This is a genomic window from Pseudomonas sp. (genome assembly GCF_030698175.1).
In the GTDB taxonomy this organism is placed as follows: Bacteria; Pseudomonadota; Gammaproteobacteria; order Pseudomonadales; family Pseudomonadaceae; genus Aquipseudomonas.
Window position 1 is genome coordinate 18654 of record NZ_JAUYNT010000040.1, and the last position, 20845, is coordinate 39498.

The 20845-nt window shown below is 60.1% G+C and carries 24 protein-coding genes and 1 pseudogene; 24 read left to right on the forward strand and 1 reads right to left on the reverse strand.

Features of this window, described 5'->3' with window-relative positions; translation table 11 throughout:
• Positions 1–12: 12 nt before the first annotated feature.
• The 15 genes and pseudogenes from Q8R10_RS19505 to Q8R10_RS19575 all read left to right on the forward strand — a co-directional run.
• Positions 13–1554, forward strand: a pseudogene (locus tag Q8R10_RS19505) (primase-helicase family protein); the annotation flags it as partial.
• A 316-nt stretch (positions 1555–1870) separates the two neighbouring features.
• Positions 1871–2443, forward strand: coding sequence for a hypothetical protein (locus tag Q8R10_RS19510; RefSeq protein WP_305655652.1), 573 nt, complete (start codon positions 1871–1873; stop codon positions 2441–2443).
• 307 nt (positions 2444–2750) lie between these two features.
• Positions 2751–3092, forward strand: coding sequence for a phage holin family protein (locus Q8R10_RS19515; protein WP_305655654.1), 342 nt, complete (start codon positions 2751–2753; stop codon positions 3090–3092).
• A 31-nt stretch (positions 3093–3123) separates the two neighbouring features.
• Positions 3124–3810, forward strand: a complete 687-nt coding sequence (locus tag Q8R10_RS19520; RefSeq protein WP_371133375.1) for a hypothetical protein — start codon at positions 3124–3126, stop codon at positions 3808–3810.
• A 156-nt stretch (positions 3811–3966) separates the two neighbouring features.
• Positions 3967–4560: a terminase small subunit gene (locus Q8R10_RS19525; protein WP_305655658.1), complete on the forward strand. Its 594-nt coding sequence runs from the start codon at positions 3967–3969 to the stop codon at positions 4558–4560.
• A 3-nt stretch (positions 4561–4563) separates the two neighbouring features.
• Entirely contained in the window at positions 4564–6558 is a 1995-nt protein-coding gene (locus tag Q8R10_RS19530; RefSeq protein WP_305655659.1) for a phage terminase large subunit family protein, read from the forward strand.
• Positions 6559–6570: 12 nt separating this feature from the next.
• Positions 6571–6795, forward strand: coding sequence for a hypothetical protein (locus tag Q8R10_RS19535; RefSeq protein WP_305655661.1), 225 nt, complete (start codon positions 6571–6573; stop codon positions 6793–6795).
• Entirely contained in the window at positions 6795–8246 is a 1452-nt protein-coding gene (locus Q8R10_RS19540) for a phage portal protein (RefSeq protein ID WP_305655663.1), read from the forward strand. Before Q8R10_RS19535 ends, Q8R10_RS19540 begins: the two co-directional genes overlap by 1 nt.
• Complete coding sequence (locus tag Q8R10_RS19545; protein WP_305655665.1) at positions 8243–9439, forward strand: head maturation protease, ClpP-related; 1197 nt, start codon at positions 8243–8245, stop codon at positions 9437–9439. Before Q8R10_RS19540 ends, Q8R10_RS19545 begins: the two co-directional genes overlap by 4 nt.
• Positions 9436–10068 carry a head decoration protein gene (locus Q8R10_RS19550; RefSeq protein ID WP_305655666.1) on the forward strand — a complete coding sequence of 211 codons (633 nt, stop codon included), beginning with the start codon at positions 9436–9438 and terminating at the stop codon, positions 10066–10068. The genes Q8R10_RS19545 and Q8R10_RS19550 overlap by 4 nt, the downstream gene beginning before the upstream one ends.
• Before the next feature lie 71 nt (positions 10069–10139).
• A complete protein-coding gene (locus tag Q8R10_RS19555) occupies positions 10140–11126 on the forward strand; it encodes a major capsid protein (protein WP_305655667.1) in 987 nt (328 codons plus the stop codon).
• 2 nt (positions 11127–11128) lie between these two features.
• On the forward strand, positions 11129–11446 hold the full coding sequence (locus tag Q8R10_RS19560; protein ID WP_305655669.1) for a hypothetical protein: 318 nt from the start codon (positions 11129–11131) through the stop codon (positions 11444–11446).
• The gene (locus tag Q8R10_RS19565) at positions 11443–11901 is read left to right on the forward strand and encodes a hypothetical protein (RefSeq protein WP_305655670.1); all 459 of its coding nucleotides are present in this window, start codon (positions 11443–11445) and stop codon (positions 11899–11901) included. The genes Q8R10_RS19560 and Q8R10_RS19565 overlap by 4 nt, the downstream gene beginning before the upstream one ends.
• Before the next feature lie 3 nt (positions 11902–11904).
• Positions 11905–12090, forward strand: a complete 186-nt coding sequence (locus Q8R10_RS19570) for a hypothetical protein (RefSeq protein WP_305655671.1) — start codon at positions 11905–11907, stop codon at positions 12088–12090.
• Positions 12083–12829, forward strand: a complete 747-nt coding sequence (locus tag Q8R10_RS19575; protein WP_305655672.1) for a hypothetical protein — start codon at positions 12083–12085, stop codon at positions 12827–12829. The genes Q8R10_RS19570 and Q8R10_RS19575 overlap by 8 nt, the downstream gene beginning before the upstream one ends.
• 51 nt (positions 12830–12880) lie before the next feature.
• On the opposite strand, the gene Q8R10_RS19580 is transcribed toward Q8R10_RS19575, so the two are convergent.
• Positions 12881–13552 carry a hypothetical protein gene (locus Q8R10_RS19580; RefSeq protein ID WP_305655674.1) on the reverse strand — a complete coding sequence of 224 codons (672 nt, stop codon included), beginning with the start codon at positions 13550–13552 and terminating at the stop codon, positions 12881–12883.
• A gap of 57 nt (positions 13553–13609) precedes the next feature.
• Between Q8R10_RS19580 and Q8R10_RS19585 the strand changes: the two genes are divergently transcribed.
• From Q8R10_RS19585 to Q8R10_RS19625, 9 genes are all read left to right on the forward strand, one after another.
• Positions 13610–13945 (forward strand): hypothetical protein, encoded by a 336-nt coding sequence (locus tag Q8R10_RS19585; RefSeq protein WP_305655676.1) that lies wholly within the window; start codon positions 13610–13612, stop codon positions 13943–13945.
• Between the two features lie 59 nt (positions 13946–14004).
• Entirely contained in the window at positions 14005–14316 is a 312-nt protein-coding gene (locus tag Q8R10_RS19590; protein WP_305655678.1) for a hypothetical protein, read from the forward strand.
• 117 nt (positions 14317–14433) lie between these two features.
• Positions 14434–17508 carry a tape measure protein gene (locus Q8R10_RS19595; protein ID WP_305655680.1) on the forward strand — a complete coding sequence of 1025 codons (3075 nt, stop codon included), beginning with the start codon at positions 14434–14436 and terminating at the stop codon, positions 17506–17508.
• 29 nt (positions 17509–17537) lie between these two features.
• The gene (locus tag Q8R10_RS19600; protein WP_305655682.1) at positions 17538–18119 is read left to right on the forward strand and encodes a hypothetical protein; all 582 of its coding nucleotides are present in this window, start codon (positions 17538–17540) and stop codon (positions 18117–18119) included.
• Positions 18112–18423 carry a hypothetical protein gene (locus Q8R10_RS19605; RefSeq protein ID WP_305655683.1) on the forward strand — a complete coding sequence of 104 codons (312 nt, stop codon included), beginning with the start codon at positions 18112–18114 and terminating at the stop codon, positions 18421–18423. The genes Q8R10_RS19600 and Q8R10_RS19605 overlap by 8 nt, the downstream gene beginning before the upstream one ends.
• 12 nt (positions 18424–18435) lie before the next feature.
• Positions 18436–19227 carry a hypothetical protein gene (locus Q8R10_RS19610; RefSeq protein ID WP_305655684.1) on the forward strand — a complete coding sequence of 264 codons (792 nt, stop codon included), beginning with the start codon at positions 18436–18438 and terminating at the stop codon, positions 19225–19227.
• A complete protein-coding gene (locus Q8R10_RS19615) occupies positions 19227–19817 on the forward strand; it encodes a hypothetical protein (RefSeq protein WP_305655686.1) in 591 nt (196 codons plus the stop codon). Before Q8R10_RS19610 ends, Q8R10_RS19615 begins: the two co-directional genes overlap by 1 nt.
• Positions 19814–20365 carry a hypothetical protein gene (locus Q8R10_RS19620; protein ID WP_305655688.1) on the forward strand — a complete coding sequence of 184 codons (552 nt, stop codon included), beginning with the start codon at positions 19814–19816 and terminating at the stop codon, positions 20363–20365. Before Q8R10_RS19615 ends, Q8R10_RS19620 begins: the two co-directional genes overlap by 4 nt.
• 9 nt (positions 20366–20374) lie before the next feature.
• Positions 20375–20824 carry a hypothetical protein gene (locus Q8R10_RS19625; RefSeq protein ID WP_305655690.1) on the forward strand — a complete coding sequence of 150 codons (450 nt, stop codon included), beginning with the start codon at positions 20375–20377 and terminating at the stop codon, positions 20822–20824.
• Positions 20825–20845: the final 21 nt, after the last annotated feature.

Genomic DNA, 20845 nt, shown 5'->3' on the forward strand with positions numbered 1-20845 from the left:
GAGCCTGCGGCGCTGGCGGCGCCTGCAGCTACCGGGGGGGCGGGGGAGGCGTTGACCAGTGATCAGGTGCTGCGGCGTTATTCGCTGGTTGAGGGTACTACGCATGTTTGGGATATCGACCGTGCGGCGGCAATGAAGAAATCAGCCTTTGAGCTGCGCGTCGGCAAGGCGCTGGCCAAAGAGTGGCTGGATAACGTCGACAAGCGCGTGGTGACGGCTGAGTGGGTGCGCGACCTTGAACAGGCGCGGCGTATGGCCGGGAAGAAGGGCGGGGCACTCGGTATGCCGCCGCTCGAGCGTTATGTGTACATCGACGGCACCAAGGACGTTTGGGATAAGCAGAACAAGCGGCGTGTGCCCGAGGGCGCGGTAAAAATGGCGCTGGGCGATGCCTATGCGCTGTGGCTGAACAGTGCCGAGCGGCATGTAGTGGATGTGAACAACATTGTGTTCGATCCGACCATGCGGCGCGGTGCGGACTACATCAACACGTTCGAGGGGTTGCCGCTGGAGCCTGCGCGTGATGATGCTGCGTGCGAGAACTTGCGTTGGCTGATTTCGTTTCTGTGTAACCACGATGTGCCTTCATGCGTATGGCTGACCAAGTGGATTGCTTACCCGTTGCAGCACCTGGGCGCGAAAATGGACACCGCGGTGCTGATGCACTCGATCATGGAAGGCTCGGGCAAGAGCCTGTTATTTGCTGACGCGATGGGGATGCTGTACGGCCAGTACGCGGCGACTGTTGGGCAGACGCAGTTGGAGTCGAACTTCAACGCCTGGCAGAGCGGGATTCTGTGGGGTGTGTTCGAGGAAGTGGTCTCACGCGACCAGCGTTACAACCAGGTGGGCAAGATCAAGCATCTGATCACCGGCAAGACGGTGCGGATGGAGTCGAAGTTCATCAACGGCTGGGAAGAATCGAACCACATGAACGCTGTGTTTCTCTCGAACGAGATCGTGCCATGGCCGATTGCTGAGAGTGACCGGCGGATGCTGGTGATGTGGCCGGAGGAGACGTTGCCCGAGGTTAGGCAGAAGGCCATTGGGTGCGAGCTTGAGAGCGGCGGGGTCGCGGCGCTCTATGCGTGGCTGCTGGCTGTTGACCTGGGCGAGTTTGATCAGCGAACTCGGCCGCCCTCGACGGTTGCCCGTGAGCGGCTAGTGGCGCTGAGCCGCGCACCCTGGCAGACCTTTCTGGCGCAGTGGCGCTTCAGTGAGTTGGGTTTTGAGTTGTGGGGCGCATGCTTGTCGAGTGACCTGTATGCGCTGTTCCTTGAGTGGTGCCACCGCAATAAGGAGCACGCGATGAGCCAGACAAAGTTCAGTTTGTTCATCAGTACCGAGGTTGAGAAAACCCGGTCGATCCCCTGGACGAATGGCAACAACCGAGCCTTCGGGGCGTTCTTCTTTCCAGCCGATCCGCTGTCTTCCCAGCCCCCATCTTTGAAGGCGCCGGACCTTGGCCAGGTGGTTATTCAGTGGCGGGCAAAGGCGCGGTTGGCAGGGTGGAGCGTGGATGCTTGGGATCACGTGAAGGGGTATGCGGCATGACTACGGCCAAAAGTGTGTTGGGTGTGTTGGGTGTGTGTCGGGCTGGTTTTGGCTACCCAACACAGGTTAAGGCCAGTAACGGCGCAGCTTTGCGGGCGGTGTGTTGGGTGTGTTGGGTTTATGGTCGCGTGTGCGCGTACGTGATGTTTATTGCGGCGGATTTAAGAGCATGTTTTTTTTCTTATGCGAGGACTGAAAAACCCAACAAACCCAACACACTCAACACAGTTAACGTCAAAGTATTGTTTTTAAAGGGTTTTAGCTGTGTTGGGTTTGTGTTGGGTTGGCCTGTTTTGTGTCGGGTTGGGGGTGCAGCATGATCGAAGCCATGGAAACCCTGCTGGGCGCCTGGGGTGCAGAGGTGATCAGCCCCCGGTTGGACGTGAGCATTCGCTCACCACTGGCGGCAATGAGCGATGAGGCTGCGGGTGGCGGTACTGGCGGCTCACGCTGCCTATCGACAGTCGAGTGCGCGGTGGTGATGAGCCGGGCGACAGCGGCGGTGGATGCTGCGCTGCTGGCGATGGCCACGGATGAGCCGGTGGGCCTTGGCTCGCGAGGCCGGGTGTTGCAGCGGCTGGCGAGCCTGCGCTATGGCATGCATCCACGGATACTGGTTGCCGAGCAGTGCCGGCTGCTGGCGGTGTCGGTGCGCACTTACCGCACGCGGGTCGATGAGCTGCATGTTGAGCTGGCGCTGGCGTTGCCGGGGGTGGTTGCTGCGCGGGTAACGGCTGAGCAGGCGGTGCCTGCTTACGCGGCAGGCCAGGTGCGGTTGAAGCTGGCAAAGGCTGCTGAGCGTGAGTCGGTGGCGGCTGTTAAGCGTCGGCGGGCTGCTGGCAAGTCGTATGGCCGGGCGCTGCTGGCCTCAAAAGATGGCGCGGCATGATGACCGCTCGTCTGTGCGTTTTGTCGTGAAGATGTCGTGAGTTGGTCGTTATACGGTCGTGAAAGGAACTGGCGTTTTTACCCCGTTGCCGCCATTGCATGTCAAGGGGTACAAGGTAGTCAGGTTTTATAGCTGCGTCTGCAGTAACCACCCCGCACTGTGCTGGTGCTCTCGACCGGTCTCCCGCACCGGTCACCCCAACCCCGCTTCGGCGGGGTTTTCTATTCCTGCTGCCGGCCTTTGCTTAGGCCGCCAGCCTTGCCCGCACCTGAGCGGGCTTTTTTATTTGGTGCCTTGGAGGCCATGAATGTCGACTGAGCAGCAGGTACAGCAATCGCTGGCCGACCTTCCCACCTGGTTACTGATCCTTGTCGCACTGGCCGGCCTGACCGGCGAGATGTGGCGTGCTGATGCGGCCGGCATGGCGGTTGGCGTATTGATCAAGCGCGTACTGCTGCGCTTCGGTGCCTCGGCCATGTTCGGCATCGCCACGGTGTTGTTCGCCACGGCTTGGGGCTCAAGCCTCTCGGCTGCTGCTGCCCTGGGTAGTGTGGTTGCTTGCCTTGGTGCCGATGTAGCCAGCGGCCTGTATGCGCGGTGGCTTGCCAAGAAGGCGGGTGTTTGCGAGCTGCCGGCTAGAAATGATTAAGGTCGAGGCGAGTGGCCTGCAGGCGCAGTTGTTGGCGTTGAGTGAGCTGGAGCGCAATCAGTTGCCATATGCGACAGCACTGGCGCTGACCGAGACGGCAAAGTGCGTCAAGGAGCGCCTTGAGGGTGAGATGCGTACGGTGTTCGATCGCCCAACGCGTTACACGCTCGACAGCCTGCGGTTGTTCCCGGCGACAAAGGCTAAGTTGCAGGCGCGCGTTTGGATGAAGAACGAGGCAGACAAAGCCGCCCCGGCCAGCAAGTGGCTAACGCCCGAGATATACGGCGGCGCGCGGCCCGACAAACGCACTGAGAGCCTGTTGCACGCTCGCGGCATATTGCCGGGCGGGATGTATGTGGTTCCCGGCGCCGGCATGAAGCTCGATGGGTTCGGCAACGTGAACCGGGGACAGCTGCAACGGATTATCTCGGGTCTTGGTGCGCAGGGTGACAGGTATCAAAACAGCACTGACAGCAAGCGCAGCCAAGCCAACAAGGCGCGCTACTTTGTTATGCATCGAGGTCGCTCACCCATTGGCATCGCTGAGCGCACAGGCAAAGGGCGAGGGGGTGTGAGCATGCTGCTGGCCTTTGTTGGTAAGCCTGGCTACCACAAGGCCTTGGACTTCTTTGCCATCGCCGAGCGGGAGGCTGACGACCAGCTGCCCGCGCAGTTCGAGCTAGCCATGGCCCGAGCCCTGGCAACGAGACGGCGCTGATGCATCGATACGGTGCGCGCCAGGGGCCCCTAGGGATTTTGACTCCGCAAGGGTAATTCGAGCCCCGTTTTGGCACTAGTGGCTGGGCCTGCAAGTTAGTTAACAGGGTTAATCCGGTTAACCCCCGTGGTTCATTGTGGTTAACAGGTATTCCTCATGGCGTTGATGACCAAAGCGGAGTACGCGGATCGGCGCGGCTGGTCACGCGCGTATGTGTCCAAGCTGGTGAAGCAGGATCGGCTAGTGCTCACGGCCGATGGGAAAGTCGACGCTGATGCGAGCGACGCCAAACTGGCTGCCAGCGCCGACCCGAGCAAAGCAGGTGTGGTCGACAGGCACCACCAGGAGCGCGTCGACAAAGGCGTGTATGCGCACATAGCTCCAGGTGCGGAGCCAAGCCCGGCACTGCCTTCGGTGGGCGCGGGAACTGAAGTGCCGCCGGACTACCAGAAAGCCCGAGCACGCCGCGAGTTCGCGCTCGCATTGCTGGCGGAGGACGAGCACCGAAAAAGCCGCGGTGGGTTGGTAGAGCGGGCCCTGGTTGATTCCGCCGCTTTCACTTCTGCGCGCGCACTACGTGACCTGCTGATGGGTATCCCGCCGAAGATCGCGGGCGAACTGGTCACCCTCACTGACCCCTGGGAAATTGAACGGCGCCTGACACAGGCGCTGCGCCGTGCCCTGGAAGACGCCGACCGGCTGCTGCAACTCGATGTCGAGATTGAGCACGGCGGCAAGGAGCCGAACTGAGCCATGGAACAACAGTATGCTGATGGTGCCGCCGCGTACCTGGCGGCATACCGCCGAGGGCTGATGCCCGATCCTGAGCTGTGGATCGATGAGTGGGCCGACAAGTACCAGATGATCCCGGCCGACACCGGCGCAGCCGAGCCTGGCAAGTACCACACTGACCGCACGCCCTATGCCCGTGACGTGATGCGCTGCTTATCACCGGTCCACCCAGCGAAGCGGGTGGTCACCATGATCGCCTCCCAGCTCATGAAGACGCAGGTGGCGTTGAACTGGATCGGCGGGTGCATCCACATGGCGCCGGCCAACATCCTGGTGCTGTTGCCCACCGAGAAGCTGAGCAAGCGCGTATCGGGCCGCATCGATAAAACGATAAAAGCAGTTCCGATCCTGACCGAGCGAGTGGCCAAGTCCCGCTCCCGCGACGCACGGAATACGCTCGACACCAAAGAGTTCGAAGGCGGTGCCCTGTACTGCCTCACCGCCGCTTCAGCATCCAACCTGGCCGAGATGTCAGCCCGTTACATCCTCGGGGACGAGATCGACCGCTGGGAACTGGATGTCGACAACGACGGTGACCCTGTAAAGCAAGCCGAGGCCCGAGGCTCTACATTTGGCCGGCGTGCTAAGTTCTACTACTGCAGCTCCCCCACCCTGAAGGGTGTTTCGCGCATCTCGGACCTGTTCGAGCAGGGCGATCAGCGCTACTACTACGTGCCGTGCCCGCACTGCGGAACCATGCAGGTTCTGGAGTGGGAAGGTCTCAAGTACACCGACGACTACCGCATGGTGCAGTACCAGTGCTGCGTGGCCGGTTGCGCTCTGATCGAAGAGCACCACAAGGCTAAGATGCTGGCCGCGGGGGAGTGGCGGGCGCATGCCACGGGCGATGGGGAGACAGTCAGCTTCACCCTGAGTGCGTTGTACGCGCCGGCCGGGTGGTTGAGCTGGACGGACATGGCCAAGGAGTTCGACGAGGCCAAGAAGCTGCAGGAGAAGGGCGACCCCGGCTCCATGCAGGTGTTCTACAACACCCGTCTTTCCAGGCTCTGGGACAGCGCCGAGGAAATTACCAAGGCAACCGAACTGCGCAAACGTGCCGAGGCAGAAGGACACCGGCTCGGCCTGGTGCCAGCAGGTGCGCTGATCCTCACCGCTGCAGTAGATACCCAGCACAACCGTCTGGAGCTGTTGGTGATGGGTTGGGGGGAGGGCATGGAGCGCTGGACGGTGGACTTCCAGGTGATATCTGGGGATCCCGCTGACGAACGCACCTGGGCGCTGCTCGACGAGAAGCTCAAGGGGCGCTATCGCCACGTCAGCGGCGTCGATCTGTCCATCTGTGCTGTGTGTATCGACTCCGGCGGTCATCACACCGACGAGGTGTATCAGTTCACCCGCCTGCGGCGCTGGCGGAATGTGCTGGCAGTGAAAGGGTCGAGTCGGCGCGGTCGCCCGGTGGTGGCTCAGCGGCCGTCTAAGGTCGATGTTACGTCTCGGGGTCGGACGGAAAAACAAGGCGCCGAGCTGTGGATGATCGGCACCGACACCGCAAAAGACTGGATTTACAACCGCTACCACCTGGAAGAAGGCCCGGGGTCGCTGCATTTTTCGGCGGATCTTCCTGACGAGTTCTTCGACCAGTGTGTTGCGGAGCGCAAGGTAGTTCGCTTCGTGAAGGGCTTCAGGCGTATTGATTGGGTGAAGGCCAAGTCAGAGCGAAACGAAGGCCTCGATCTAATGGTTTACAACCTGGCCGCCGCCCAGTTCCTTGGACTGCATCGGTACCACGAACCTCAGTGGAGCAACCTTCGCGCGGCAGTTGGCCAGGGCAGCCTGTTTGGCGAGCGTGTGGCGCCGGCACCCAGTGCGGCAGATGAAGAAGAGTCAGCAGCACAGCAGTCCCAAGCCGCACCCAAGCCAGCGGCTAAATCCGCTGCACCATCTCAGCCAACTGGCCGGCGTACCTCAAGTAGTGGGTATCTGAGCCGTCGATAGACCGAGGCCACCATGAGCAGCGCACAGCAACGCCTGGACGATGTCCGAGCGTCGATCAAAGACATCCTCGAAAACGGGCAATCAGTTCGCAAGGGTGATCGGCAACTGGATCGCGCCCAGCTGGCCAGCCTGCGAATGCTCGAAGAGCAATACGTCAAACAGGCCGCTCAGGAAGTAGTGGCCGGCTCAGCGCGTCCGCGTATCAGCCGACTCTACAGCCGCGGCAAGGGGATCTGATGGAACGTATCCGAATGACACCCAAGCGGATCAGGGCCAGTTACGAAGGCGCCGGTACCGGCCGTCGAGCTGCCAGTTGGGATGCTCCCGATGGCGCCATCAATGCTGTCGCCATCCCGGCGTTGCCCGCGCTGCGTAAGCGTTCACGCGCTGCCGTGCGCAACGATCCCTATGCCTTCAGTGCCATCGACAAGCGCGTCAGTAGCATCATCGGTACGGGTATCACGCCTCGCGCCATGATCACCGATCAGGTTGTCCGTACCGCCCTGCGCCTGCTCTGGGAGGATTGGACGGATGAGTCTGACGCGGATGGACTGACCGACTTCTACGGCCAGCAGGCGCTGATCGCTCGCATGGTGGAGGAGAGCGGCGAGTGCTTCGTGCGGCTCCGGTATCGCAAACGTGAAGATGGTTACGCTGTCCCGTTGCAGCTGCAACTGCTGGCCGCTGAATACGTCCCGCTTGAAAAGAACTTCAAGACTCGTGGCGGCAACATCGTCCGTGCTGGAATCGAGTTCAACGGCATCGGCCAGCGCGTTGCCTACTGGATGTACGCCGCCCACCCAGGCGACAGCGCGGCCAACAGCTATGCCTACAACACCCTGCACCGAATTGCGGCCAGCGAGGTGTTGCATATCTTCGAGCCGACCGAGGCGGGCCAGTTGCGCGGTGTTCCGCGTCTGGCGCCGGTGTTGCTGCGCCTCAAGTCCCTGGACAACTACGACGATGCAGTCCTGTTCCGGCAGGAGGTCTCCAACCTGTTCGCGGGCTTCATCATCAAACCGGCCAGTGATGGCCAGCCGGTTCTTGACCCGGTAACAGGTCAGGCCATCAAGGCCGACAGCGATGGGGCACCCCTGGTCGGGCTTGAGCCCGGCAGCATGCAGGAGCTGATGGAGGGCGAAGAGGTCAAGTTTTCCGATCCGCCCGACGCCGGCAATACCTATGTCGACTTTATGCGGCAGCAACTTCAGGCCGCTGCAGCAGGTGTAGGTCTGCCCTATGAGCTGCTAACCGGCGACATGGGCGACATCAGTGACCGGGTGCTGCGCGTACTGCTCAACGACTTCCGCCGCCGCATCGAGCAGCTGCAGTTCGGCGTCTACGTGTTCCAGCTCTGCCGTCCGGTTCGGGCCGCCTGGCTCGATACCGCGGTGCTCTCGGGTGCCATCGCCCTGGTGGACTACACCGCCAAGCGCCGCGACTACCTGCGCACTCGCTGGGTGCCACATGGCTGGGCCTACATCCATCCGGTGCAGGACGTTGAAGGCAAGCTGAAAGAAATCAAAGGCGGGCTCAACAGCCGCAGTGAGCACGTACTGCGCACCGGCTATGACGCCGAGCAGGTTGATGCCGAGAACGCCCAGGACAACGCCCGCGCCACCGAGCTCGGGCTCAACTACACAACCGACACCGTCGCCCCGGCGGTTGATAAAGAGGACTCCGCATGAACCTCAAACACAACTTCCGCCTCGCCCTGGCCGTTGCCATGGCTGGGCTTGGGGTTTGCACCCTGGCTCAGCCTCGCATCATGAACAAGGCCGGCGCCCCCGACCTGCAGAATGAACACTGGTACAGCATCCGCGCGGTCGGCGAGGCTGAGCAAAAGACCATTGAGGTCTACATCTACGGCGAGATTGGCTACTGGGGGATCACCTCCGGCGATTTTATCCGCGACCTCAAATCCAAGGATGACGGCGTCTCACCAGTGACGGTGTTCTTCGACACCATCGGCGGTGACCTCTTTGACGGCATCGCCATTCACAACGCGCTTCAGGCGCTGGGTAAGCGGGCGACCTCGCGCATCGTTGGCGCCTGTTTCAGCTCAGGCAGCGTGGCGGCCTGTGGCGCCCATCGGGTGGAAATGGCCGACAACGCCCTGTTCATGATTCACAACCCCTGGACGTTCATGGCCGGCGGCAGCGACGAGCTGCGCAAGATGGCAGACATGATGGACAAGGCGCTGGAGGGCATTGTCGCCAGCTACCAGCGCCGGCCGCTGACCATTGATGAGGCTGAACTGCGGCGCCTGATCGATGCTGAAACCTGGCTAACGCCCAGCGAGGCCAAAGAGCTTGGCTTCGTGGACGAGGTGCTGGCCGGCAGCCTGCCGCAGGTCAGCAACTGCGCCCACGGCAAGATCCTAAACCGCTATCGCAACACCCCCCAGGCCGCCCGTGACTTGCTGGCTAGCTCGTCGCCGGATACAGATACGGTGCTGCCTGAACCTGAACCTGAACCTGAACCCGAGCCGACGGTAGATCCAGCGGCCCTAGCCGCCCAGCTCACTGCCGATTGCCAGGCTGCCGGCCTGGGCAATGTCACTGCCGCGCTGATCAAGGCCAGCGGCCTGCAAAGCCAGGCTGCCGTCACCGCCCACCTGGTGCGCGCCAAGGCGGTGCGCGATGTCTGCGTGCTGGCCAAGTTGCCGGGCGATGCTGAGCAACTGATTACCGATGGCCTGGATGCCGATGCCGCGCGCCTGAAGCTGTTCGACAAGGTCGTCACCAACAGCAGCAAAGTCGAGCTCAACAACAAACCCCCGCTGGATGACCACCTCCCGGTGATTGCCAGCAAAGCCGCAGACCCTGGCGCCATCTATGCCAGCCGCAAACCTAACGCCTCGAAAGGAGCGCATAAATGATCAAGATTGAAGGCGTACATGCCGGTGAGTTCCTCCTTTCGGAGGCCAACGGTACACGCAGCCGCGAAGAAGTTGTCATCAGCGCCGGCAGCGGCAAAGTCGCAGCCGGCACGCTGATCGCCAAGATCACCAGCGCCAACGCCGCCGTGCCAACCGCCAAAGCTGGCAACGTGGGTAACGGTGTCCTGGGTTCTTTCACCGTTGGCAGCCCAGCCATTACCGGCGCCTATGCGGTGACCATCACCGAGGCTGCTGCCAACGGCGGCAAGTTTGCGCTGGCTAACCCTGAGGGCTATGAAGTTGGCACCGGCACCGTGGGTGTTGCGTTCACAGGTGGCGGTCTGACCTTCACCCTGGCGGACGGCACTGCCGACTTCGCAGTCAATGATGGCTTCACCATTGCCGTAAATGCCAACCTCGGCGAGTGGGCCCCTTACGATGATGACGGTGTCAACGATGGCCGCCGCGCCGCCGCCGGCATTCTGTTCGCCCCGGTAGACGCCACCACCAATGACATTCGTGCGGTGGCTGTACTGCGTGATGCCGAAGTCATTGAGCGGCTTTTGACCGGGCTTGATGCTGCTGGCCGGGCAGACCTATTTGCTCTGGGTATCGTCGTTCGTCCGTAACGTCACCGTCCGTTAACCCCCTACACCCCAAACCTCGCGCTTGCGGGGTTTGTCATTTTTAGGAGCCCACCATGGCCGAGATTTCCATTTTTGAAGACGACGCGTTTAGCGTCACCTCGCTGCTCGCCACCATCAACGAAGAACATCAGATCCCTGGGCAGATCGCCGCCTCGGGGCTGTTCACTGAAGAGGGCAGCCCTACTGTCACCCAGCAGATCGAAAAGGATGGCGACGTTCTTGAACTGGTAGCGGCAGCCCCGCGTGGCGCACCAGGCCAAGTGGTCATCGGCAGCAAACGTCAACTGATCCCCTTCAATTGCGTTCACCTGCCGCAAACCTTCAGCATTCTGGCCGACGAGATTCAGGGTATTCGTGCCTTCGGCAATCGCTCTGAGTTGCAGGGTGTGCAGGATGTCGTCAATGCGCGCCTGAACAAAACCCGGCTGCAGCTTGACCTTACCCACGAATATCAACGCATCGGTGCGATCAAAGGTCAGGTTCTCGACAAAGATGGCAGCATTTTGGTCGATCTTTTCCACCAGTTTGGCATTAAGCAGCAGAAGCTGAAGATGGACTTTGGTTCTGTGGATGTAAGTGTTCGTGCCGGCGAGGCACTGGATATGCAGGAGGATGCGCTGGGTAATGCCACAGGTACCGGTGCGATTGCCTGGTGTGGTAAGAACTTTTGGGCTGCTCTGATCTCGGATGATTCTGTTAAAGAGACCTACGTTGCAACTGAGGCGGCAGCCTCGCTGCGCGGTGATCGCCGGCAGGGTTTTGAATTCGCTGGCGTACTCTGGATTCGCTATCGCGGCAAGCTCGCGGGTGTGCCGTTCGTTGGTGATGATGACGCCTATTTGGTGCCGGAGGGTGTGCCGGGTCTGTTCAAAACCGTGTTTGCTCCGGCCAATTACATGGAAACAGTCAACACTTTGGGCGTGCCTTATTACGGCAAGCTGGAGCGTATGCCGTTCGATAAGGGTGTCGCTGGCGAGGCGCAGTCGAATCCGTTGCACATGGGCAGTCGCCCGCGCGGCAACATCAAGCTGACCCGTTAACCATGGCTGGCTTCGGCAAGGCCTTGGCCAGCATGGACGCCGCAATCATGGCCAGCCTTAACGATGGCTGCGGTGACTATCGAGACGCCAGCGGTCGCGTGGCGCTCGGTATTGAGCTGATCATCGATCGTAACCTGCAGCATGCCGGGCCTGATGGCGTTTTCCTCTCCACGGCGGTCGGCATTACTTGCCGCAATGCGGAGGTCGGCGCTGTTAGCCGCGGCGGCTTGTTCGTGATTGGCAGTGATCGATTTGTAGTCGAAACGATCATCGCAGATGACGGCCACATGCTCACCGCCGCCTGCATGGAGTCGCCATGAACCCGCTAACAGCTGCGCGCCTCGCGCTAATCGCCCGGCTCGAAACCATCAGTTCTGCCAGCGGCTACATCACCAGCGCGGGCACCAATGTGCGTACCGGCTGGCTGAATGAGTTGCTGAAAGAGCAGGGCGTTGGCTTCCCGCTGATCGTCGTGCAACAGGCTAAGCCGTCACAGGCTGCCATTTCTGATGGCCATTCGGTACTTGTGCCGCTGGGCTTCAGCGTTGTCGGCGCCGTACAAGCGGGCATCGACTACGAGGCCGCGCTTGAAGATTTAACCCTCGACCTAATCCGCTGCCTAACGCCCTCGCCGGGTGTGCCGGTGGCGTGGCGCTCGCCAGAAATGCGCGACCTGCGCATTAAGCCGCCGGAATTTTACCCGCCCGGTGACGGCGTTTCAGCCGCCACGGTGCTGTTCCCGGTCGAGTTGTCCGTAGTTATCGCCGGAGCCTAACCCATGAGCAACAAAACCACGGTGCCTGCCCAGCAGGCCGCCGCGATCAGCGTTGTGCTGCTGAAACCCCATACACACGCCGGCCAAGACTACGCCGCTGGCGAATCAATCCAAGTAACCGCCGAAACCCAAGCCTGGCTGCAAGCCACCGGTGTAGTCGGCACTCAAGAGGATCAACACCATGGCTGATACACGCGGCGCGTTTCTGGGTGCAGGCAAGCTCTCACTCAAGGATTTGCAAAACCCCAAGGGCCACATCTTCCTCGGCAACGCCTCTGGCCTGAGCTATGAGGCCAGCACCGACACCATTGAAGATGCCGACCACACCACGCCGGGTGGCGGCACCGATGCGTCGGTACAGCGGATAAAGTCGCTGGACATCAAGTACAACGCCCGCCACTTCAACATCGCCAACATGACCCGCGCGGTCTATGGCGCCAATACCGATGTTGCTGCCGGCACCGTGACCTCTGAAGTCCATAAGGGCTACAAGGGGGCGCTGATTCGCCTCAGTCGTCCGACTGGTGGCGCTGGCCTGGTGGTTGTTAAAACCACCGGTGGCAGCCCGATTACTTACGTTGAAGGCGTCGACTACCTGGTTAGCCCGGCCGGCATCACCATCATGGAAACGGGCAGCGTGGTTGATGCTGCTGATCTGGATATTTCCTACGGTTACCCAAAGCACGCCAACATTCAGGCGCTGGTCAACTCGGGCAAGCGCTACTCGCTGCTGTTTGAAGGCTTGAACGAAGCGCGCTCCGGCAAGCCAGTGATCATCGAAGTGTTCAAGGTCAACCACTCGCCCGCCAGCCTGTCGGTGATCGCGGACGCCTTCAACGGCATGGACTTCACCGCCAAGGCCGAAAAAGACTCAACCCGCATCGGCGGTGGCCTGTCGCAGTACATGGAAATTATCGACGTCGAATAAGCCGCAGAGCACCAGAACCCCGGCAGTGCGCGGGGTTCTGGTGCCTGTGAGTCAGCAGGCTTTAGCGCTTAATGATGCGGGAAAATAAGACTCTGGCAGGATCTGCATAACCCCGAATACTTGCCGGTGGCGTAAGGCGTCGCTCATTCCATTGGAGATGGCTTGCACCTCAATGTGCTTATCTGCAACAAAGAAATAATCGGTATACCAGCCTCCATCAGAGGGAGTGCCACCGGCGTCCAGTACCATCTTGAAACATTGGGATCTGGATCCACAGGTAAATGACCCTGTAAAACCGCATAGCTTCCCGGCAAGGCTCACCGGCTCGGTCGGAGTGTTGAAAATTAAAGGGTAAAGGTCGCCGAATAGCGTCAGCGGTGTTATCAGTTGATAGGGCCAGTCATCAAACGGCTCGTCGTTTGAATACGTAGCAGCAATGAAAACCAATAGGTCGTGCTCAGCTTCACTTGTCCACCCGCCCGGCTCGAGAGCGCTACGCAGTGCTTTAAACAGCGCGTTGTTTGGGAAAATGGAAGCGATGTGTTGGTTTAACTTTAGGAAGGCATCTAGTTGCTTTGCCCTTTCAAGGGTAATTGCGCCATCTGAAATTTTAGAGATGGCTACAGCTTTCATCGGCTCGAAAATATTGGCAGGCCGTTCCCATCCGTAGCGCTCCCGAACAGCGTGTTTGATAAGTGTTTTATCTGGTTTGGTTGATGACATGGTTGCCCCTTGGCTTATAGGTTAAATTCCCTTCTGTTAATAATTGGAGGGAGCCTTATGCAGTGTCCGAAGTGTGATTACGAGCCGAGCTTGGCGGAAATTCAACGGAGTCCTAGTGATTGCGTTAGCTGTGGAATTAACTATGACGGGTATGCGCGCGCTGATGCTGAAGAGCAGCTGCGCGAGCAAGGCAGAGCCGAAGCCAGGGAGGAAAGCCGCATATCCATGGCATTAAAAGCGCGAACCGCTCAGCCTGTCGTAGTCGTTGATGTAGAAATGCCGTTCGGCTCGATGGTGCGCCTTATGGTCATGTGGGCGCTTGCGGCAATACCGGCGGCAATCATACTGGCGATCCTGTTTTGGGGTTTCCTCAGCATAATCAAACTGCTGTAGTCAGCCATTAATTCATCACAAACCCGCCCCGGCGGGTTTTTTATTACCTGGAGAAATGTATGCAAACAACCAACACCCGCGAAGTGATGGCGGGCGAGCAGCCAGTAATTTGCCGCGAGCTGACAGTGTTGCAAGTTCGCGACTGGATTGAGGCTGCCGCGCAAGAGAGCGATGTTGATTTGGTTGCTGAGGTGCTGTTCCCAACTTGTTCACTTTCCAGCCTCAAGCGCATGACCGATCTAACCGATGAGCGAATCAACAAGCTACGCCCCTCTCAGGTTAATGCCGTGATCGACGTTTGCCGGGAGCTGAACCCTGATTTTTTTGCGTTGCTGGGTCGGCTGAGCACGAAGCCCCGGCCCGCGCTTTAGCCAATCTGGACGACACGCTTAATTCATTGGTGCGTATTGGCCATGTGAATGCGCCTTTTTACCCGTGGTCGTACTACCTCGCCGCCATCAAGTCGGCCTCGAAAAAGTGAGCCCTAAATGAGTGAAGTAGAGCTGCGGCTTACAGCCAACTTGGACGACGCGACCAGAGAGGTTGCAGGCTTTCGCAAGGAATACGCAGAGCTGGTCAAGGCGGTGGAAAAGCCGTTGCGGCAGGTCAATGCTTTTCGTGAGTTAGAGAGCAGTCTTGAATCTACTAGTCGTGAGATACGTGCAGCCAAGGATAATATTCGCGGCCTGGCGGCCGGGTTGGCAAGTGCTGCTATCCCGACCAAGCAAATGCAAGCCGACTACCGCAACGCCACTAATGAACTGCATCGGCTAGAACGGCAGGAGTCTATGCAGATTGCTCGGTTGCGTGAGCAGCAAGCTGAGCTTAAAAAGTCGGGGGTAGATACCCGCAACCTAGCTACCGAGCAGCGCCGCTTAAGTCAGGAATATAACGCCAAGCTAGGCGCGGGGCGGGATGATGCCGCGCTAACCACTGCGAAAAAGTCTTTAGGTGTTGGGCAGATTGAGCAGTCTCAGGCGGAGCTGGTAAAGCTGCGCCAGCAATATCGATTGGTAGGCGCTGACGGCAGTCTTTCTGCCAAGCAGCGGGCCGAGGCAGAGTCTGCATATCGCAAGCGCGTCTCGGAGTCGCTGGCGTGGCTGCGCGCTTTGAGAGCGGCAGCCGCACAGCAAACCAGCCAGTCCGAGCAAGCCGCTGCTGCAGAACGTGGCCACGCTGCCGCAGCAGCAACCAGCATTCGCGCTCGAGCAGCGGCTTTGGCCCAGCTCGCCCGCGAACAGCGCCTAGCCAATCTCGCTGCCGCCAAAAGCAATCTGGGGATTACGCAGGCGCGCTCGGCTGGCGAGGCAATTAAGCAGTTAACGCGCGATTACCAGCTACTGCGTGCCAGTGGCAACCTGACCGGCAAGGAGCTGGCAATTGCCCAGCAACAGCTAAAAACCAAGATCAACGAAACCCGTAAGTCATTACGCGAGCTTGCGGGTGAGCAGCAAAAGGCCCGTTCCGGCTCTGGCGGTATTGGTGCTGCGGTGGGTGCTGCGGGTGCGGGTTACGCGGCCATCGAGGGTTTGCGCGCGTATGTGCAAATCACCGACTCCGCCAAGAAGATGAAAGCCCAGCTGCTGTTGGCTACCGGCTCTCAGAAGGAGTTCAACACGGCGCAGGCAGATACTTACCGGATCGCCCAAGATACTCGCGCCCCGCTTGCGGATGTGGTCACGCTTTATGCGCGCCTAACGCCAGCTCTGCGCGCCATTGGACGTGGTCAGGGCGACGTTGCCGGCGTTACTGACGCCCTGACTAAGTCTCTGCGAATTAGCGGTGCCACAAGCGAAGAAACCTCCTCCGCGCTTACCCAGTTCGCGCAATCGCTCTCTTCTGGCGTGCTTCGTGGCGAAGAATTTAACGCCGTGGCCGAGTCAGCGCCTCGTTTAATGCAGGCTATGGCTGATGGCTTGGGTGTGTCGGTTGGCGCACTGCGCGGTATGGCGGCCGACGGCAAGCTAACAGCTGATGTAATCACTGATCTGGCGCTTAAGGCTCTGCCGCAACTCACTGCTGAGGCGGCAAAGCTGCCGGACACGGTAGAGGGAGCCTTTACCCGGCTACAAAACGACGCCAGCAAAGCGTTTGGTGGCGGCGATACGTCAGGCCTGATTAAAGCAGTTGATGAACTTCGCAAGCTGTTAACCGATCCCGCCATTACTCAAGGGCTGACCAGCATCGCCGAGGGGCTGATAAAACTAACGGGCTGGGCCGCCATCTCTGCCGCTGCTGTTGGTGATCTTGGTAAGACGATTGGCTATGAGGCCGCTAACATAACCGGAAATCTGGCAGAGCTTGACCGCGCAGAAGAGCAAATTAAGCGATTTCAGGCAGCAATCAACGGAGTTGGGTTGGCCGACCTGATGTATAGCGATGCTGAGCTTGGCACCCATCTAGAGGCGTGGAAGAAGTATCGCCGCGACCTGCTCGAAGAGCAGACAGGCATGACTGAGGATGCCCGCAAGGCCGCCGAGGAAACTGCGACGCAGGTGAAGGCCGTAGATGATGCCCGCCGGCAAAGCTCTTTAGCGTTGGAAACGGCCTACATCGGCCACCTAAGCCGTCTGCGCGATCAGCAAGTCACGGCCAAAGAGGAGCAGCTAAAGAAAGAGGTGGCGGCAGAGCAGCGCGCAACGGCTGAAATCGACAAAATCCGCAAGGACCGCGTAGCAATTGAGCAGGAGTACGGGCAGGCCATTGCCGAGCTTAAGGCGGGTGTCGGCGCCGGTGGGCCAAGTTACAGCACCGCGCAGGCGCTTAAAGTGGGCGCGCAACAGGCGCTGAAAAATGGCGACTTAGAAGGGGCCAAAGCGCAGGCAAAATCGGCGCTCAAGGTGCTGCAGGACTTGGCCGCTGCCGGTGAAAGCACCTATGGCTTTGAGGGGTTCGCAAGAAGCCTAGAAGCCATCGCGCTTGAGGCAAACAGCGCCGAAGAGGCGGTGGCAGTCAGTAAGCGTGAGTCAATACTGGCAGAAATCGAGCAAATAAAGCAGGCCACTGCCGCGCTACAAAATCTGCCGATCACGCTCAACCTTCCCCCAGAAGAAGTTGAGCGCGTGAAAGCGCAACTGCAAGCGCTTGCAGGCACGCCAATCATCATCCCGGTAATACTTGGTCCGACCCCTGAAATGCAGGCGATCGGCTTGCAACCAACTCAGGTCAGCTATCCAGACTTACCCGCTCTAGCAAGCGGCGGTCAGCTTCGCGGCCCCGGCACTGGAACCAGCGACAGTATTCTGATGTGGGGCTCCAACGGTGAGTTCATGCAGCCGGACGCGGCAGTGCGCTATTACGGCACTGAGTTCATGGAAGACATCCGCCGCATGCGCCTGCCGAAGTTCGCCACCGGCGGCCCCATTGGCGGCGGTGCCATGCCGCGTGTTCCGTCGATGAGTCCAGGGCTTTCCGCGGCACTTGCGCCAGCCCAAGGCCGCGACCTTGGCCGCGTCTCGCTCAACATCGGCGGTGAGACCCATAGCCTGCTGGCCGACTCCGACAGCTTCGCCCGCATCCTGCAGCTGGAAAGCATCAAGCGCGGCCGCACGCAAAAACGCTAAACGTACCCACTACACCCGAGGATTCAGCCATGCAGCCGGCACGCTTAGACCTGCGCATTGTGCAGGGCGCGACCCTGCGCAAACCGTTATTGCTGATGCAGCCGAGTTATGTGTATCGGCCCATCGGCGCGATTCAAAAAACCGCACCGCTACGCCTGACGGTACCGGCCCACGGCATGCCTGCCGCGTGGCCCTGCTGGATTGAGGGCGCTACAGGCTGGAGCGCGCTAAACCGCGACAAGCAGCGCGAGCGATTTCGCATTGCGGCAGTCGTTGACGCCGACACGCTGGAATTTAACGACCTCAACGGCGCGGTGCAAAACGCCAGCGGCGGCCATTTGGTCTACCAGGCTCCGGTTGATTTGACTGGCGCGAGCGCGCGTTTGCATATCCGCGATGCGGTCGGCGCGTTGCTGCTGGCGCTGACCCTCGGCAGCGGCCTTGAGATTGCCGGTCCCGGTCGCCTGCTGCTGACGCTCAGCGCCGCGCAGACCGCCGCCATTACCTGGCTCAAGGGCGTCTATGACCTTGAGCTGACCATGAGCGACGGCAGTGTTGATCGCTGGGCCGAAGGTGAGGTGGTAGTCAGCTTGGAGCAAACCCATGACTGAGTGCGCCGCGGCATTAGTTGCGGCTGAGGTGTTCGCGCTGGTGGTCGAGCCGCAGCAGGCGCCCGCTGTTCTGGTCGCAGTCGGCGAGCAGGGACCGGCGGGGGCATCCGCTGCGGCCTACCAGCACGATCAACCCAGCCCGATGGCGGTATGGGTGATCAACCACAACCTCGGATACCGGCCTACTGTCTCGGTCTACACCGTCGGCGGCGTGCAGATGCTCGCGCAAATAATCCATGTCTCTATCAATCAAACGATGGCGGTTTTCGACCTGCCCACGTCCGGCTATGCCGCCTGCTCATAAGGATCTAATCCCATGCCAATCCCCGTAAACGCCTCGCTCGATTTTCAAAGTGCTACGCGCATCCTCAACCTGCCAGCGCCAGCCAGCGCTAACGAACCTGCGCGCCTGGCTGATCTTAATGCGGCGCTCGAAGGGCTGGCCTGGAAGGACAACTGCCGGGTGGCGGCGCAGGTCGACGTGACCCTGTCTGCGCCTGGGGCAATGATCGATGGCGCGGCCATGCTCGCTAACGACCGCGTGTTGCTGGGCAATCAAACCACCACCACCGAGCAAGGCATCTACATCTGGAACGGCGCAGCCATCCCGATGACCCGTGCGCTCGATGCAAGCACCGCTGATGAGCTTGAAAGTGCGGTAGTGACCATTGATGAGGGGACTAGCGCGGGCGCGACCTATCGGCAAACTACCGTCGATTTTGTGCTCGGTACGGGCTCGCCGGTGTTTGTCTCCTTTGGCACGTCCGCGCCGGTGGCGAGCGAAACGGTTGCGGGCATCGTTGAGCTGGCGACCCAAGATGAAGCCGATACGGGTGTCGATGATGTGCGCGCCATTACGTCGCTCAAGTTGGCGAATTGGAGCGGCAGAGCCAAGCGCGGCGCGGTCACCCTCGGCGACGGCGCAGCGACCAGCTATGTGGTGACGCACAACCTCAATACCCGCGACGTTATTACCGAGCTGTACCGTAACAGCGGTAATTATGATGAGGGGCTAATCGAGATACAGCACAACAGTCTCAATAGCGTAACTGTGATTTTTGCTGCGGCCCCGGCGCTCAATAGTTGGCGGCTTGTGGTGCTCGGCTGATGGCTATTGATGCGCTAAGCGATATAAATAAAGGCTCCAGTTCTGCCTTTTCGCGCGTTTTATATCCTATTACTGAGGCATCACTAGACAGCGTTGCATTGGTTACCGATTTTTATTATGTGACTGTTACCGGTTTGGGTGCTGCACCCATACAAGAAAATGGTTATCTGATTTATATGGATGTAGCCGGCAGCGGTTATATGAGCCGGATATATATCGCCACCCCGTCCGGCAATGTGTACTCGCAAATTAAAGTGGCGGGGTTTTGGCAGCCATGGACGCGGCTTAATAATCAAACTAACCGCGTCACGCAGTTGTTTGATTTCGGCGACAGTGGCGGGGAGGGCTGGGGCGCGCCGCAAATAATGACGGTGGCCGCCCCATGGGTAGCGGCAAATTCGCTATTGACCGTTGTGGGTATCGAGGCGGTCGCGCCCAACGACCAAGAAGAAATCGCGGGCCAAGAGCTTGAGGCTTCAGCGGTGGGCGAGATCGTGCCGGGAGTCTCCTTCACGCTGACCTTGCGCAGCCGCGCCGAGGAAGGTTTTGGCCAATTTAATGTAACCGTACAGGGGTTTAATCCAACATGAGATTAATCGATGCGCTAGGCGCCATCATGGGCACTATCAAGGCCGCCTCAGTGGCGGCCGTAGCGGCAGACACGGCGGTGGTGGTGGCTATCAGCCCTAACAATGTGCTGCGCGCAGGCGACGGCACCAGCGTAGCGAAAGTGCAGCTGGCATCAGTGCGCCCTGCGCTGGCCGACCTGTCGCAAACCGTGTCGCTGTCGGGCAACCTGGGGATCACCACCACGTTGACGCACAACAGTGCCGCCACCACCAACGCCACCATCGTGAAAGCTTCGGCGGGCACGATGGTCAGCCTGAACGCCTCCAACATCGGCGCGGCATCGGCGGCCCTAAAGCTGCACAACAAGGCATCGCCGCCCACTGTTGGCACAGACGTGCCCGTGCTCACCATTATCATCCCCCCAGGCGCCACTGTAAGTCTGGACTTCGGGGTGCTCGGCCGAGTGTTTACCACCGGCATTGCTTTCGCCATCACTAACCTGGCTGCCGACTCAGATGCCACGGCAATCGCCGCAGGCCAAGTTAAGTTGTTCGGCTCTTACGCCTAAGGGGTGGTTATGGCGATCATCAACACGCAGAAAGTCGGCGTAGACGAGGCCCTTACCGCCGCCGGCCTTAGCCTATGGCAGCAGGACGGGGAGTGGGTAACCACCGAGGGCGACGAAGCACGGGTGCAGGCCTTTCTGGATGCCTATATCGCGCCTCTGCCGGTGGAGTTGGTGGCCATTAATAGCCGCGCGTCCGCCCTGCTGGCCGTGGTGAAGTTTGGAATACCACAGGATGAAATTGACAGCTGGCCCAAGCAGGAGCAAGAGGCCCGCGCCGGTGGCGGCCCGCTAACCGATGCGCTGGCCGCCAAGCGCGGGATAGCCCCGCCACTGCTGCGGGCCAAGATCATTGCTAAGGCCGATGCCTATGCCGTCTACAGCGGCGACATTATCGGCACTCGGCAAGCCCTAGAAGATCGCCTGCTGGCCGGCGATTTGTCTGCCGCCTGGCCGGACTGATAGCCCGTAATAACCTGCGCC

What these genes read in the sequence shown, in the direction of transcription:
- Q8R10_RS19510 (WP_305655652.1), top strand. Translation starts at nt 1,871, where the DNA reads ATGATCGAAGCCATGGAAACCCTGCTGGGCGCCTGGGGTGCAGAGGTG.
- Q8R10_RS19515 (WP_305655654.1), top strand. Translation starts at nt 2,751, where the DNA reads ATGTCGACTGAGCAGCAGGTACAGCAATCGCTGGCCGACCTTCCCACC.
- Q8R10_RS19525 (WP_305655658.1), top strand. Translation starts at nt 3,967, where the DNA reads ATGGCGTTGATGACCAAAGCGGAGTACGCGGATCGGCGCGGCTGGTCA.
- Q8R10_RS19530 (WP_305655659.1), top strand. Translation starts at nt 4,564, where the DNA reads ATGGAACAACAGTATGCTGATGGTGCCGCCGCGTACCTGGCGGCATAC.
- Q8R10_RS19535 (WP_305655661.1), top strand. Translation starts at nt 6,571, where the DNA reads ATGAGCAGCGCACAGCAACGCCTGGACGATGTCCGAGCGTCGATCAAA.
- Q8R10_RS19540 (WP_305655663.1), top strand. Translation starts at nt 6,795, where the DNA reads ATGGAACGTATCCGAATGACACCCAAGCGGATCAGGGCCAGTTACGAA.
- Q8R10_RS19545 (WP_305655665.1), top strand. Translation starts at nt 8,243, where the DNA reads ATGAACCTCAAACACAACTTCCGCCTCGCCCTGGCCGTTGCCATGGCT.
- Q8R10_RS19550 (WP_305655666.1), top strand. Translation starts at nt 9,436, where the DNA reads ATGATCAAGATTGAAGGCGTACATGCCGGTGAGTTCCTCCTTTCGGAG.
- Q8R10_RS19555 (WP_305655667.1), top strand. Translation starts at nt 10,140, where the DNA reads ATGGCCGAGATTTCCATTTTTGAAGACGACGCGTTTAGCGTCACCTCG.
- Q8R10_RS19560 (WP_305655669.1), top strand. Translation starts at nt 11,129, where the DNA reads ATGGCTGGCTTCGGCAAGGCCTTGGCCAGCATGGACGCCGCAATCATG.
- Q8R10_RS19565 (WP_305655670.1), top strand. Translation starts at nt 11,443, where the DNA reads ATGAACCCGCTAACAGCTGCGCGCCTCGCGCTAATCGCCCGGCTCGAA.
- Q8R10_RS19570 (WP_305655671.1), top strand. Translation starts at nt 11,905, where the DNA reads ATGAGCAACAAAACCACGGTGCCTGCCCAGCAGGCCGCCGCGATCAGC.
- Q8R10_RS19575 (WP_305655672.1), top strand. Translation starts at nt 12,083, where the DNA reads ATGGCTGATACACGCGGCGCGTTTCTGGGTGCAGGCAAGCTCTCACTC.
- Q8R10_RS19580 (WP_305655674.1), bottom strand. Translation starts at nt 13,552, where the DNA reads ATGTCATCAACCAAACCAGATAAAACACTTATCAAACACGCTGTTCGG.
- Q8R10_RS19585 (WP_305655676.1), top strand. Translation starts at nt 13,610, where the DNA reads ATGCAGTGTCCGAAGTGTGATTACGAGCCGAGCTTGGCGGAAATTCAA.
- Q8R10_RS19590 (WP_305655678.1), top strand. Translation starts at nt 14,005, where the DNA reads ATGCAAACAACCAACACCCGCGAAGTGATGGCGGGCGAGCAGCCAGTA.
- Q8R10_RS19595 (WP_305655680.1), top strand. Translation starts at nt 14,434, where the DNA reads ATGAGTGAAGTAGAGCTGCGGCTTACAGCCAACTTGGACGACGCGACC.
- Q8R10_RS19600 (WP_305655682.1), top strand. Translation starts at nt 17,538, where the DNA reads ATGCAGCCGGCACGCTTAGACCTGCGCATTGTGCAGGGCGCGACCCTG.
- Q8R10_RS19605 (WP_305655683.1), top strand. Translation starts at nt 18,112, where the DNA reads ATGACTGAGTGCGCCGCGGCATTAGTTGCGGCTGAGGTGTTCGCGCTG.
- Q8R10_RS19610 (WP_305655684.1), top strand. Translation starts at nt 18,436, where the DNA reads ATGCCAATCCCCGTAAACGCCTCGCTCGATTTTCAAAGTGCTACGCGC.
- Q8R10_RS19615 (WP_305655686.1), top strand. Translation starts at nt 19,227, where the DNA reads ATGGCTATTGATGCGCTAAGCGATATAAATAAAGGCTCCAGTTCTGCC.
- Q8R10_RS19620 (WP_305655688.1), top strand. Translation starts at nt 19,814, where the DNA reads ATGAGATTAATCGATGCGCTAGGCGCCATCATGGGCACTATCAAGGCC.
- Q8R10_RS19625 (WP_305655690.1), top strand. Translation starts at nt 20,375, where the DNA reads ATGGCGATCATCAACACGCAGAAAGTCGGCGTAGACGAGGCCCTTACC.